At 60.7% G+C, this 13,102-nt stretch carries 11 protein-coding genes; 3 read left to right on the top strand and 8 right to left on the bottom strand.

From position 1 onward, the window contains the following. The first annotated feature begins 4 nt into the window (after nucleotides 1-4). Nucleotides 5-523 (top strand): carboxymuconolactone decarboxylase family protein, encoded by a 519-nt coding sequence (locus AB4O40_RS00355; protein ID WP_056723048.1) that lies wholly within the window; start codon nucleotides 5-7, stop codon nucleotides 521-523. 176 nt (nucleotides 524-699) lie between these two features. On the opposite strand, the gene AB4O40_RS00350 is transcribed toward AB4O40_RS00355, so the two are convergent. Then, on the bottom strand, nucleotides 700-1,788 hold the full coding sequence (locus AB4O40_RS00350) for a polyamine ABC transporter substrate-binding protein (protein ID WP_460056753.1): 1,089 nt from the start codon (nucleotides 1,786-1,788) through the stop codon (nucleotides 700-702). Between the two features lie 54 nt (nucleotides 1,789-1,842). Next, a complete protein-coding gene (locus AB4O40_RS00345) occupies nucleotides 1,843-3,144 on the bottom strand; it encodes an NAD(P)/FAD-dependent oxidoreductase (RefSeq protein WP_056723052.1) in 1,302 nt (433 codons plus the stop codon). 160 nt (nucleotides 3,145-3,304) lie between these two features. Here AB4O40_RS00345 and AB4O40_RS00340 point away from each other — a divergent pair, with 160 nt between their 5' ends. Beyond that, complete coding sequence (locus AB4O40_RS00340) at nucleotides 3,305-4,204, top strand: LysR substrate-binding domain-containing protein (RefSeq protein WP_056723054.1); 900 nt, start codon at nucleotides 3,305-3,307, stop codon at nucleotides 4,202-4,204. Nucleotides 4,205-4,325: 121 nt separating this feature from the next. Here AB4O40_RS00340 and AB4O40_RS00335 read toward each other — a convergent pair whose 3' ends face one another. Genes AB4O40_RS00335 through AB4O40_RS00325 form a run of 3 tightly spaced genes read right to left on the bottom strand, consistent with a single transcriptional unit; the run spans nucleotide 4,326 to nucleotide 7,299 of the window. Next, nucleotides 4,326-5,834: a tripartite tricarboxylate transporter permease gene (locus AB4O40_RS00335; RefSeq protein WP_056723056.1), complete on the bottom strand. Its 1,509-nt coding sequence runs from the start codon at nucleotides 5,832-5,834 to the stop codon at nucleotides 4,326-4,328. Nucleotides 5,835-5,849: 15 nt separating this feature from the next. Further along, on the bottom strand, nucleotides 5,850-6,332 hold the full coding sequence (locus tag AB4O40_RS00330) for a tripartite tricarboxylate transporter TctB family protein (protein ID WP_460056758.1): 483 nt from the start codon (nucleotides 6,330-6,332) through the stop codon (nucleotides 5,850-5,852). A gap of 1 nt (nucleotide 6,333) precedes the next feature. After that, on the bottom strand, nucleotides 6,334-7,299 hold the full coding sequence (locus tag AB4O40_RS00325) for a Bug family tripartite tricarboxylate transporter substrate binding protein (protein WP_460160120.1): 966 nt from the start codon (nucleotides 7,297-7,299) through the stop codon (nucleotides 6,334-6,336). Between the two features lie 312 nt (nucleotides 7,300-7,611). Between AB4O40_RS00325 and AB4O40_RS00320 the strand changes: the two genes are divergently transcribed. After that, the gene (locus AB4O40_RS00320) at nucleotides 7,612-10,023 is read left to right on the top strand and encodes a DUF3772 domain-containing protein (RefSeq protein WP_460056761.1); all 2,412 of its coding nucleotides are present in this window, start codon (nucleotides 7,612-7,614) and stop codon (nucleotides 10,021-10,023) included. Nucleotides 10,024-10,128: 105 nt separating this feature from the next. Here the strand turns inward: AB4O40_RS00320 and AB4O40_RS00315 are convergent, their stop codons facing one another. The 3 genes from AB4O40_RS00315 to AB4O40_RS00305 all read right to left on the bottom strand — a co-directional run bounded on the left by AB4O40_RS00315 (nucleotide 10,129) and on the right by AB4O40_RS00305 (nucleotide 12,718). Then, nucleotides 10,129-11,619 carry an aldehyde dehydrogenase family protein gene (locus tag AB4O40_RS00315; RefSeq protein ID WP_460056764.1) on the bottom strand — a complete coding sequence of 497 codons (1,491 nt, stop codon included), beginning with the start codon at nucleotides 11,617-11,619 and terminating at the stop codon, nucleotides 10,129-10,131. 48 nt (nucleotides 11,620-11,667) lie between these two features. Then, nucleotides 11,668-12,057 (bottom strand): c-type cytochrome, encoded by a 390-nt coding sequence (locus AB4O40_RS00310; protein ID WP_460056767.1) that lies wholly within the window; start codon nucleotides 12,055-12,057, stop codon nucleotides 11,668-11,670. A gap of 328 nt (nucleotides 12,058-12,385) precedes the next feature. Further along, nucleotides 12,386-12,718: a hypothetical protein gene (locus AB4O40_RS00305; RefSeq protein ID WP_223542451.1), complete on the bottom strand. Its 333-nt coding sequence runs from the start codon at nucleotides 12,716-12,718 to the stop codon at nucleotides 12,386-12,388. Nucleotides 12,719-13,102 lie beyond the last annotated feature (384 nt).

Genomic DNA, 13,102 nt, shown 5'->3' with positions numbered 1-13,102 from the left:
CACCATGACCCGCATTACCCCGATCAGCCTGGAACACGCCACCGACGCCACCCGCCCGCTGCTGGAAGGCGTGCAGAAGAAAATCGGTTTTCTGCCCAATCTCTTCAAAGTACTGGCCCATGCCCCAGCGGTGCTAGCCTCGTATCTGCAAAACTCAGCCGCACTGAGCAAGACATCCCTGAGCGCCACGGAAAAGGAAGCGGTGTTCCTTGCCACCTCGCAGGTCAACGGTTGCGACTACTGCCTGGCGGCTCACACGCTGTTCGCCGGCAAGGCCGGGCTGTCGAAGCAGGACATCCTCAGCGCACGACACGGCGAGCTCAACGCCATTGCCGCCCTCGCCCGCCAGATCACCGAAAGCCGTGGTCACCTGACCGTCGAGCAGCTCGCCGCTGCCCGTAGCGCCGGTATCGACGACAGCAAGATCATCGAAGTGATCGCCCATGTGGCTTCGCAGACATTGACCAACTACCTGAACAATGCTGTGCTGACCGACATCGACTTCCCGGCCATCGACGCCTGAATGAATCGTTGACTCAGGCAAACGAGTAACCGTGGCGAGGGAGCTTGCTCCCGTTGGACTGCGCAGCAGTCCCAGCTTTTCGTATGAAGAGCCGGGGCCGCTTCGCTGCCCAGCGGGAGCAAGCTCCCTCGCCACAGGTGCAGTGTCACATCTGATTGACCGGAATCACCAATCGGTCAGGTATTGGTTTTCAGCTTGGTCCACAACCGCGTGCTCAACCGTGCAATGGCCGCGGGCAAGTCCTCGACGGTAAACAGCTTGTCCATCACGCTCTTGGGCGGATAGATCGCCAGGTCCTGCTTCACCGCCGGGTCGACGAAGGCATCCGCCGCACTGTTGGGGTTGGCGTAGTGGATGCTGTTGCTGATGTTGGCAATCACCTTCGGCTCCAGCAGGTAGTTCATGTAGGCGTAGCCGTTCTTCTCGTGTGGCGCGCTCTTGGGCATGACCACCATGTCCAGCCACAAGGTGGAACCCTCGTCCGGGATCGAGTAGGCAATGTCGATCCCGTTTTTCGCCTCCTCGGCACTCGCGGCGGCCTGCACGATGTCGCCGTTGAAACCGATCACCGCGCAGACGTTGCCGTTGGCCAGGTCGCTGATGTACTTGGACGCGTGGAAATACTGGACGTAAGGCCGGATTTTCAGCAGCGCCTGCTCGGCTTTCTTGTAGTCGGCCGGCTCATGGCTGTGGGGTGGCAGGCCCAGGTAATTGAGGGTGATCGGCAGGATCTGCGTCGGGTTGTCAATGATCGCCACCCCACACTCGCTGAGCTTCTTGATGTTGTTTTCGTCGAAGAACAGGCTCCAGGACCGGGTGACGTCGGTATTGCCGAAGATCGCCTTGATCTTCTCGACGTTGTAGCCGATGCCCGCCGTGCCCCACATGTAGGGGTAGCCGTACTGGTTGCCCGGATCGTTGACCTCAAGCTTTTTCATCAGCGCCGGGTCGAGGTTTTTCCAGTTGGGCAACTGGCTCCTGTCGAGTTTCTGGATGGCCCCGGCCTTGATCAGGCGTGACAGGAAGTGGTTCGACGGGCTGACCACGTCATACCCGGTGTTGCCGGTCATCAGCTTCGATTCCAGCACTTCGTTGCTGTCGTGGATGTCGTAGGTCGCCTTGATCCCGGTGTCCCGGGTGAAATTGGCCAGGGTGTCATCGGCGATGTAGCCGTTCCAGTTGGAAATGTTGACGGTTTCGTCGGCATGGGTGACGGCGGAAAACGTCGAAATCAGGGCCACAAGGGAAAGCGTATTGACGCGCATGTTGAATCACCTTCGATGGGAAGTGCTTTTGTTCTTGTTGTGAAACGGGTGTTTTCAGATTTCGCTTCTGGCCCGGACCGCTTCCACGCGCATACGCAGCATGGCACCGATGTCGAGCAAGGGTTTGGGCGGCAGCCAGCCGGGTTGTGCCCGTTGCATGACCGACCGCATCAGCGGCGACTCACGACCCGAGGCCAGCTCCGCCAGCAAGCGGCCCCACAGCGTGCCCCGCGCCACGCCGGAACCATTGCACCCGGCCACGGCAAACACGCCCTCCTCGACTTTGCCGAAATACGGTTGCCCGGAACGCGAAGCGCTGAGATGTCCGGTCCAGGTGTATTCGATGTCCTGCTCGCCGAGCATCGGGAAACGTCGTTGCAACCCCAGCACATGGTGCTGGCGGCGAGTCGACAATTCGCTCAATGACAAATCCCTCGAGCGGTACTCCGCGGTGTTGCGGATCATCACCCGGCGATCCGGGGTCAGGCGCACCGTGGCCCCGAGCGGACGGGTCGACAGCACGCCCCAGGACGCTGGCGCACCCAGGGTTTGAAACTCTTGATCGCTGAGGGGGCGCGTGAGGCTGGCACTGAGTTCCATCGCGAATGTGCCACTGTCCTCGATGCCTGCGCGGGGGATAAAGGCGTTAAGGCAGACCAATACCTGTTTGGCCTCGACACAGCCTTTTTGGCCCCTGGCGCGAATCCGGCCGTTACCCAGGCGCTCAAGGCCTGTGATATCGGTGTTCTCGTAGACCGTCACTTTCGGCGGCAGGGCATCGAGCAAGCCCCTCACGTACTTCGCAGGTTGCAGCAGCGCATTGCCGTTGCCGCACCAGATCGCGGCGCGGTAGTGCCGGCTGCCGAGTTTCTCGAGCAACGACTCGCCTTGCAGAAACTGCGCACTGGCGCCCACGGCACGCAGGGTCTGCAGCTTGACCTCGACCTGGGTCAGTTTGCGTGGATCGCTGACGGCGAAGAAATAGCCCGACTCCCTGAAGTCGCATTCGATGCCATGGCGGGCTATCTGCTTACGGACCTCGTCGGCAGCCGCGCGGCCGATGGACGTATCTACCTGATACCCGGCGAATCCGTCACTGCCCACCAACTCGCCAGCGGCAGGATGCTCATGGGCCACCACAAAACCGGAATTGCGCGCCGATGCCCCCTGCGCAGCCCGCTGCCGGTCCACGACCACGATGCGTGCCTGGGGGTGCATTTGCGCCAGGGCGTGCGCGGCACTGAGGCCGGTGATGCCGGCACCGATTACCAGCCAGTCGGCCTGCTGCGTGCCTTTGAGCGGCTCGCGCAGGGGTGAACTCCCCGCTTGCGCAATCCAGCCACAGATATTTTCCATGCGTCACCTCGTTTTCTTGTTCTGCGAACCGTCTCGATCCAAAGCACTGCATGCAGGATTTGCATAAATGGTTTTCGAGGACGGCGGCGATGACTAGAATCTAAAGGCTCAAAACCCGGGCAACCAACGTTATTAAATCATCGAGGCATTCTGAAAACGCATGGACAAGATTCGCCACGTGCCCTCACTGCAGGGCTTGCAAGCCCTGGTCGAGGTCGCCGGGTCGGGCAGCTTCACCCAGGCGGCGCAAAAGCTCTGCCTGACCCAAAGCGCCGTGAGCCGACAGATCCAGCAACTGGAGGGCCACTTTGGCGTGGCGCTGTTTGTCAGGAGCAGCCGCAGCCTTCAGCTGACCGCCGAGGGCGAACAGGTACTGGCCAGCGCCCGCAGCATCCTCGAACAGTTGCGCACCCTCGAAGACCGGCTCGCGCCGCAAAAGCGCCCGTTCCGCATTCGCATGCACGTGTCACTGGCGGTGCGCTGGTTGTTGCCCAGGTTGAACGAGTTCTACCGGCATCACCCGGACGTATCCCTGGCAATCGAAACCGTGGCCACTGAAGTGGTCGAGCCGGCCAGTGACAGCGACGCCTACATTCTCTATCTGCCCGAGCCGGCCACAGCGCCCGATTGCCTGACCCTGTTCGAAGAAGCGTTGGTGCCCGTATGTGCACCAGGGCTGGGCACCACCGATCGGCCATTGGCTTCGCTGGAGGATCTGTCGGGGTTCGCGTTGCTGCACCGTTCCTCCGATCAACATGACTGGCAGGTCTGGCTGTCAGCCCATGGCGGCAAGGCGCTGCATGACTATCGGCACATCCCCTTCAATCTCGACGAACTGGCGCTCGATGCCGCCGCCCGGGGCCTTGGCGTGGCGATGACCGACATGACCCTGGCGGGCGAGTCGATTCAACGGGGAGAACTGGTGATTCCGTTTGGTGAGCCGTTGAAGACCCGGGGGATTTACTCGTTGTGCCTGCAACCATCGGCGGCATCGCATCCAGCCTGCGCACCCGTCATGCAATGGTTCACCGCGCAAACCACAACGCAGTCCGCCAAGTAGGCCCCAGAACCTGTGGGAGCGAGCTTGCTCGCGATGAGGGCGTGACAGTCGACATCACAGGTGTCTGACACTCCGCCATCGCGAGCAAGCTCGCTCCCACAGGGGTTGCGCATCGCAGGACTCAATCATCCTCATGCAACTTGATGCCGCGTTTATGCAGCACATGGGGCACCACCAGCACCAGCAGCGTCAGGGCGAGGAAGAACGCCGAGATCGGTTGCGTGAGGAACACCGTCCAGTCGCCCTCGCTGATGGACAAGGCGTTACGCAATTGTTTCTCCGCCATCGGCCCCAGCAGCATGCCGACGATTACCGGGGCGACGGGGAAGTCGAAACGGCGCATCAGCACCCCGCCCCAGCCAATGGCCAACATCAGGATCAGGTCGAAGGAGGAGTGGCGCATGCCATACACGCCAATGGTGGCGAATACGAGGATGCCGGCGTTCAGGTACGGCCGGGGGATTTGCAGCAGTTTGACCCACAGCCCCACCAGCGGCAGGTTCAACACCAGCAGGATCACGTTGCCAATGTACAGCGAGGCCACCAGCGTCCAGACCAGTTCCGCGGAGGTTTCGAACAGCATCGGCCCCGGTTGCAGGTTGTAGTTCTGGAATGCCGCCAGCAGAATCGCCGCGGTGGCGGACGTCGGGATGCCCAGGGTCAGCAACGGCACCAGAGACCCGGTCGCGCTGGCGTTGTTGGCCGCTTCCGGGCCGGCCACGCCTTCGATGGCGCCTTCGCCCTTGTTGGCGGAAAACTCCTTGGGGTACTTACTGAGTTTGCGTTCGGCGGAATAGGACAGGAAGGTCGGAATCTCGGCGCCACCGGCCGGAATCGAGCCAAACGGAAAACCGATCAGCGTGCCCCGAAGCCACGCAGGCACCGAGCGTTTCCAGTCGGCGCGGGTCATCCACAATGAGGTCAGGCGATGCCGGCCTTCGTTTGATTCCTTTTGATAGAGCAGGCTGTACAAGGCCTCGCCCACCGCGAACAAACCGACCGCCACCAGCACTACTTCGATGCCGTCCACCAGTTCGGGAACACCCAATGTGTAGCGGGCAATGCCCGAGGTCGAGTCCAGGCCGATCAAACCGATGGTCAGCCCGACGCCCAGTGAGGCAAACCCGCGCAGCATGGAAGCGCCGAGCACCGCCGACACGGTGGTGAACGACAGCACCAGGATCGCGAAATACTCGGTCGGGCCGAAGTTCAGGGCCAGCCTGGCCACAATGGGCGCAAACAGCGTCAGCAAAATCGTGGCGATGGTGCCGGCGACGAACGAGCCGATCGCCGCCGTTGCCAGCGCGGGACCGGCCCGGCCGTTGCGCGCCATCAGGTTGCCTTCCAGGGCCGTGACCATGGAAGACGATTCGCCGGGTGTGTTGAGCAGGATCGAGGTGGTGGAACCACCGAACTGCGCGCCGTAATAAATACCGGCGAACATGATCAGCGCGCCGGTAGGATCGACCTTGGCGGTGATCGGCAACAGCAGGGCCACCGTCAGCGCCGGACCGATCCCCGGCAACACGCCGATGGCAGTGCCGAGCAGGCAGCCGATGAACCCCCACATCAGATTGATCGGCGTCAGCGCCGAGGAAAAACCCATCGCCAGGCTTGAAAGAATGTCCACGGTGTCGAGCTCCTTTCAAAGCCAGATGTTGATCAGCGACGGCAGGGAAACCCCCAGCCCGGCGTTGAACAGCCAGTAGATCGGCAGGGTCAAGGCAATGCCGATGGCCAGGTCCCGCAGGGGATGACGGCTGCCGAACCCCCGCGCCGAACAGGCGAACAGCAACCCGGCTGCCAGCACAAACCCGATCAGGTTGATCAGCAGCGCCACCCCGACAAGCCCCGTCGTCACCCAGACCGCACCGGTTTTTCCACCGGGCACCGTGGTGGCGTCATTATCCAGCTCGCGAAAACCGCCACTGACCGCCTGATACCCCAGCAGCAGTCCCACTGCACCGAGAAACGCCGCCACGACATAGGGATAGACGTACGCCGGGAGGATCACGAAGCCCATTTCCGGCGGAAACCGGTAGGCGCCGATCGCCAATACGACGCTGATGGCGATCAGGCCGATGCCGACCGCCAATTGCGTCGGTACCACTGCGCGCTGTGTGGCCATCTCAAAGCAGCCCGACCTTGACCAGCATGGCGCGCAACCGCACGTGTTCTTCCTCGACGAATTTGCCGAAGTCATCGCCAGTCAGCACGCTGGGCGTCCAGGCATTGGCCTGGATATTGTCCTGCCAGATCTTGCTGTTGGTGGCGGCCACGACCGCGTCTATCACCTCTTTACGCTGCTGCGGGGTAAGGCCCGCTGCACCATAAACGCCGCGCCAGTTGCCGATCGTCACGTCATAGCCGCTTTCCTTGAGGGTCGGTGCATCAATGCCGGGAACCCGCTCCGGCGCGCCGATGGCCAGGACACGAAACTGACCAGTCTTGATGTATTGGCCCAGCTCGGCATAACCGCCGGTGATCACCTTGAGCTGGCCGCCCAGCGCCTGGGCAACCACCTCGCCACCACCGCCAAAGGCCACGTAGTTGACCTTGTTGACCGGCACGTCCAGCTTGCCGGCCAGCTCGGCAATGCCAATGTGATCCACCGAGCCCTTGGAGCCGCCGCCCCAGGTGATGCTCGTTGGACTGGCCTTGAAGGCCTTGATCAGATCATCGAGGGTCTTGTATTCAGACTCCTTGCGCACGGCGATCACGTTGTACTCGGTGAACAGCCGGGCAATGGGCGTCACATCCTTCAGGCTGATCTGCGGTTTGTTCTGTTCGATGCCCGCGACCATGATCGCGCCGACCACCAGCAATGCGTTCGGGTCACCCTTGGTGCTGTTGGCAAATTGCGCCAGTCCCGGGGTCCCGCCCGCCCCACCCTTGTTCTCGAAAGTCACGGCCTTGGCCGTATTGGCCTCGACCATGGCCTTGCCCAGCACCCGGGCGGTCTGGTCGTAACCACCGCCCACGGAACCCGGGGCCATGAATTTCACGGTATCCAGCGCAAAGGCTGGTGCGACAAGCACGGCAGCGGTCAAGCCGGCGGCCATGCAGCGACTGAAACGACGGATCAAGGCGGACATGGGTATCTCCTGATTGCATTGTTTTTATAGGTGCCGCTTGCCCATCGAGGTGCACGATAAGCAGGGGCCTGCAAACAAGCTTAGGCCATGGTTCCGTGGGTTGATCTGTTTTGCTCAAACCACCCGCCAACGGCGCCGCAACCCGCTGAGGGATCGCCTCGCTAACCTGAACGCTGTCAGGCCAGCCACCGGCTACATGAGTCACACCCAGGCAAAAACCAGCCGGGGCCCTTCCGACAAAACAATGCTCTAGGGTGCGTGTCTTGACCTAACCTCATTGGCTAAGTGACTAACAACCCGTCGAGCTCGCCGATGCGCAATGTCTTGAAGTCAATGATTCACGTCGCCTTCGCGGTTCTGGCGGCAAGCCCGGGATGGCTGTTGGCGGGGGACATGGCCGACGCCCCGACTCCTGCACTTGCCCCCGCTCCCGCTCCCGCCCCCGCGGCCCCGATCATCAGCATCTCCGACGGCGAATTGCTGGGGGTGCAGAACCAGCTCAACAGCCTCAAGCAGCAGGTTTCCCAGGCCAGCAATTACACCCAATTGGAAAGCTCACAGGACCAGGTACAAGTACTGATTCAGGAGATTGAACGCCTGTCTACATCGCTGCTGCCTGGACAGGCGCAATTGCAGGCGCAACTCAACGTGCTGGGGCCAGTGCCGCTTGACGAGAACGCACAGGTGACGTCTGCCATCACCACCCAACGAGATGCCCTCGGCGAGCAAAAGGACAAGATCGACAGCCAACTCAAAACCCTGGCCGCGCTAAAAATAAGTGCCGCCGAACTGATCACCCAGATTGCCAGCATCCGGCGCAGCCTGCTGGAAGCGGAAGTGACCCAGCAGACCAGCAGCATCCTGTACCCGGGTTTCTGGTCGCCATTGTTCGCTCTGCCGATCGAGGACCGTCAGCGGTTCAGCGCCCTCATCGAGCAACTCGAGGCCACGCACCGGGCCGCCTGGCAACCCGGACAACGCGGGATCACGGCCGCCCTGCTGTTGCTGGCCCTGGTCATATGGACCGTGGGTCGAAACCTCGCCGGGCGGGGCCTGGCGTGGCTGTGCTTTCATCGAATGCCTGCAGGCCGGTTGCGGCGCAGCTCCCTTGCGCTGGCGTCGGTGATCGCGACGCTACTGACCGCCGGCATCGCCCTGCAATTGCTGCACTTTGCCGGGACCCGGCAACTGCCCTACACCCCGCTGCTGGCCGACCTGGCGCAATACCTGGAAAAGCTGGCCTATACCTGCGTGCTGATCACCGGATTGAGCCGCGCGTTGTTATCCACCAAACATCCTTCATGGCGCCTGCCCGATATTGCCGACCCGGTGGCTCTGGCGATGGAGCCTTATCCGCGGTTGCTGGCCAGCCTGCTGCTGGTGCTGGTGACCCTGGTGCAGATGAGCAATGTCACCGGCATGAGCGCCGAAGTGGTGTTGTTCGGTCGGGGCATCGTGGCACTGGTCGCGGCACTGGTGATCGGTGCGCTGCTGTTGCGCGTCAGCAAGACACGCAGAGACCTGATCGTTGCCGGAGAAGCCCCCGAAGGCGTCACCACCTTCGCCGGTCTGATTTACACCTTCACCGGCGCGGCCGTGGTGGTGTCCCTGTTCGCCCTGCTGATCGGCTATGTGACGATGGCCCGGTTCATCACCTATGAACTGGTCTGGATATTCATCATCTGCGCCGGTTTCTACCTGCTGACACAGGTCTACCAGGACACCTGCGACTACCTTTTCTCGCCCCGGCAAGCCTCCGGCAAGGCGATCAAGCAGCTGTTGGGCATCGGCAATCCGCGCCTGGAGCAGATCTGCACCGTCATGTCCGGGGCTGGCCGCGCCATCCTGATGCTGATCGGCGTCATTGCCCTGTTCGTCGGCGGCGTGGGGACGACGCTCGGGCAACTGGTCACCGGCACCGTGGCCATTCTCGGTGGTGAGGGGCTGCGCAAGCTGAACATCGTCCCGGACAACCTGCTCAATGCCGTCCTCGCCCTGGTGATCGGCATCTACCTGATTCGCGCCTTCCGACGCTGGCTGGATAACGAGTTCCTGCCAAAAACCGAGATGGACCCGGGCATGTGCGCCTCGCTCAGCACCCTGTTTGCCAACATCGGTTACGCATCCGTGGTGCTACTCACACTGTCGTCGCTGGGGGTCAAGTGGACCAACCTGGCCTGGATTGTCAGTGCATTGTCGGTGGGCATCGGCTTCGGTCTCCAGGAGATCGTGAAGAACTTCATCTCCGGCCTGATCCTGCTCACCGAGCGTCCGGTGAAGGTCGGCGACCTGATCAGCATCAGCGGAGTCGAAGGCGATATACGACGGATCAACGTGCGGGCCACGGAAATCCAACTGGCCGACCGTTCGATCATGATCGTGCCCAACTCCCACCTGATTTCGCAGAACCTGCGCAACGTCACCCTCGGCGGCAGCGCCCAGGGCGTGGTGATACTCGAACTGATGTTCCCGCTGGATATCGACCCGGAGCTGGTGCAAAACCTGCTGATGGACACCTACACCGAGCATGAATCCATTCTGGATAAACCCGCGCCGTTTTTGCGTTTCAGTCAGCTGAAGCCTGAAGGCATCACCTTGACCATCACCGGTTATGTCGGCAGCCCACGCACGGTCGGCGCGATCAAAAGCGAGCTGCTGTTTGAAATACTCAAGCGGCTGGGGGCCGCCGGGATTGAACTGGCGAAATCGCCACCTGGCGCGTAACACCAATCCGTAGGAGCTGCCGAAGGCTGCGATCTTTTGATCTGATTTTTAAACCAGGATCAACAGATCGCAGCCTCGTGGCACTCGACAGCTCCTACAGGTATATCAATGGGCGATACACACCGACTTGAGCTCGGTGTAAGCCTCGATCACCGCACGCCCGAACTCACGGCCCATACCCGATTGCTTGACGCCACCGAACGGCATCGCCGGGTCGAGCAGCACGTGGGCGTTGACCCAGACCGTACCGGCTTCGATGCGTGGCACCAGGTTCATGGCTTTGCCCAGGTCGTTGGTCCACAGGCTGGCGGCCAAGCCGTAGCGGTTGTCGTTGGCCAGTTCGATCACGGCGTCTTCGTCGTCGAACGGCATCACGCCCAATACCGGGCCGAACACTTCTTCACGGGCCACGGCCATGCTGTGGTCGATGTCCGCCAGGATGGTCGGCTGCACGAAGAAGCCGTCGCCTTCCAGCAACTCGCCGCCAGTCACCACCCGCGCACCTTGCTGGCGGGCCAGTTCGATGTGTTTGAGCACGCTTTGTTGTTGCTTGCGCGACACCAGCGGGTTGATGGCCGCGTCGCAATTCATGCCGGCGCCAATCGGCATCGAGGAGACGGCGGCGGCCAGGGCTTCGACGAATGGGTCGTGGATCGAGCGGTGCACGTAGAAGCGCGAGGCCGCCGCGCAGACCTGGCCGTTGTTCAGCAAGCCGCCGAGGATCGCACCCTGCACGGCTTTTTCGATGTCGGCATCGGCGAGCACGATCATCGGGTTCTTGCCGCCCAGTTCCAGGGAGAAGCGCGTCATGTTTTCCATGCACGCCACGCCGACGCTCTTGCCCACGGCGGTGGAACCGGTGAACGACACTTTGCTCACCAACGGATGCGCGGTCAGCACGCCGCCAACGGAGGCGCCGCCACCGGTGACCACGTTGAATACGCCGGCCGGGATGCCGGCTTCCACAGCCAGTTCAGCCAGGCGCATGGCGGTCAGCGGGGTTTCCATGGCCGGCTTGATGATCACCGTGCAACCGGTGGCCAGGGCTGGCATCAGTTTCCAGGCGGCGATCAGCAGCGGGAAGTTCCACGGCACGATACCGACCACAACACCGACCGGCTCGCGCTTGGTGAACGCGGTGAACTTGGCGCCCGGTGGCAGCGGGATCGACACATCGAAAGTCTGGCCTTCGATCTTGGTCGCCCAGCCGGACATGTAGCGCATGAATTCCACGGTGGCGTTGAGGTCCAGCGCGCGGGCCATGTTGATCGACTTGCCCTGGCTCAGGGTTTCCAGCTGGGCCAGCTCTTCGGCGTGTTCTTCGACCAGGCGGGTGAAGTTCAGCAGGATGCGTTCACGGTCCGCCGGGCGCAGGCTCGACCACACACCGGACTTGAACGCCTTGTGGGACGACTGCACGGCGCGCTCGACGAGCTCCAGCGGCGCATCCAGGGTTTCGCACAGGGTTTGCCCGGTGGCCGGGTTGACCACGGCGATGCTGTCGCCCTCGGCAAGCACCCACTGGCCATCGATGAAGCAGCCGTGGCGACGTGCAAGGAATGCAGCAACCTGGGGCAGGATTTCAACGTTGCTCATAATTCACCTTTCATTCAGACGAGTTGTTCAGGCGCAATTGCGGCCTGATCAGTGTTGTTCTTTGAGGAAGCACGCGACCGCCTGGCGGTCGGCGGCGGAAGCCAGGCCCATGTAGGGCATGTAGGTACCCGGCACGAAGGCCTGGGGCTGGGTGATCAATTGCGTGATGTTCTCGGCCAGCCAGTCGACGTCTTTGTCGCGCATCGCCTGGGAGTAGCTGAAACCCGCCAGCGAGCCGGACTTGCGCCCATACACACCGAACAGGTTCGGCCCCATCATGCCGGTCGTGCCCTTGGTCACCGCGTGGCAGACGCTGCACTCGGTGGCAAACACTTCGCCGCCACGGCGCGTGTCCGGGGCACACTCAGCGGCGGACACCGTCTGGACCAGGGTGAAGGACAGCAAACCGATCAGGGGCACACGCAGCGAAGTGAACATAGGAAAACGACCTTGAAAATCCATGCGCCCGCCGGCAGGCGAACGCCAACACTAAAAATGCCGAGGCAACGGTGCTTCGGCAGGTTGGTAGGGATTGTCGGCGGTCGTCGGCACGCAGGTTTTGCCCTGCGTGCCAGTTGTGTTGGCGGTTGTGCCAGATTGCGCGGGAGCTGCCGCAGGCTGCGATCTCTTGATCTTCATGCTCTCGATATCGTCGACAGCAAGATCAAAAGATCGCAGCCTGCGGCAGCTCCTACCGGAAGGTGCACTCAATTTATGCAGTGCAGATTTGCGAGACCAACACTTGTACTAGCCAATCAGGTGATGACTACTTGAGCTTTTTCAACTCTAAAAGCTCGTAATCCGCTTCCGGATTCAAGCCATACTCTGACAACACCTCATCAAATTCTGCCTTTGAAACATTCTTGTAGTTTTTTAGTTTGGCCAGAGCCACCGCTAAAGATGGTGAACGCATTATCGACCTGCCGCTCTTCGAAACCTCCACACTACTGGAGTCAAAATAAAGTATTTCGTAGCTTTGTATATTTAACATCATGAAGTCTCTTTGCAGGGTCAGGTATAGCATTCCTGCCACACCCACCGTCACATCCTCTGCCACTTTGTGCCCCAAGGCCTTCGGCAATACGCGGAGATGAGCCATATTCAAGCTCATCGTCAAAACAAGGAACGTCCCAAAAATTTTCGCATTTCATTTTTGATTACTCGCTATTAGAGAGAACGCCACCAAAATCAAGTGACGCATTTGCTTTTAATAACTTTCAAAACAGAGCGCAAGAAACGATTTCTTTTACACGTAGGAGATTTCACTCAATATAAAAGGAGGGTTCGCACAGGACATTCGGAATATTTTTTTGCTTATCAACATCGTAAAAGCATCATTACATCGATAAGTTTTTATAAGCTTTTAAAAACAAAATAAACGTTAACCACAAAGCGAACGATGCTGGCGTCGGCCTTCTGTAGGTCGGAGTAGGAAATTTCTTTCTTTTTCCAAAGTATCTTTTTTGAATTTGCATTTTAGCTT

It is taken from the genome of Pseudomonas sp. S2_F07 (assembly GCF_054668325.1).
This window is presented reverse-complemented; position numbering and strand designations above follow the sequence as displayed.

Bases quoted from the DNA above. Each gene is read 5' to 3' on its own strand.
- AB4O40_RS00340 (WP_056723054.1), top strand. From the start codon at position 3,305: ATGGACAAGATTCGCCACGTGCCCTCACTGCAGGGCTTGCAAGCCCTG.
- AB4O40_RS00330 (WP_460056758.1), bottom strand. From the start codon at position 6,332: ATGGCCACACAGCGCGCAGTGGTACCGACGCAATTGGCGGTCGGCATC.
- AB4O40_RS00350 (WP_460056753.1), bottom strand. From the start codon at position 1,788: ATGCGCGTCAATACGCTTTCCCTTGTGGCCCTGATTTCGACGTTTTCC.
- AB4O40_RS00355 (WP_056723048.1), top strand. From the start codon at position 5: ATGACCCGCATTACCCCGATCAGCCTGGAACACGCCACCGACGCCACC.
- AB4O40_RS00345 (WP_056723052.1), bottom strand. From the start codon at position 3,144: ATGGAAAATATCTGTGGCTGGATTGCGCAAGCGGGGAGTTCACCCCTG.
- AB4O40_RS00320 (WP_460056761.1), top strand. From the start codon at position 7,612: ATGCGCAATGTCTTGAAGTCAATGATTCACGTCGCCTTCGCGGTTCTG.
- AB4O40_RS00315 (WP_460056764.1), bottom strand. From the start codon at position 11,619: ATGAGCAACGTTGAAATCCTGCCCCAGGTTGCTGCATTCCTTGCACGT.
- AB4O40_RS00325 (WP_460160120.1), bottom strand. From the start codon at position 7,299: ATGTCCGCCTTGATCCGTCGTTTCAGTCGCTGCATGGCCGCCGGCTTG.
- AB4O40_RS00310 (WP_460056767.1), bottom strand. From the start codon at position 12,057: ATGTTCACTTCGCTGCGTGTGCCCCTGATCGGTTTGCTGTCCTTCACC.
- AB4O40_RS00305 (WP_223542451.1), bottom strand. From the start codon at position 12,718: ATGGCTCATCTCCGCGTATTGCCGAAGGCCTTGGGGCACAAAGTGGCA.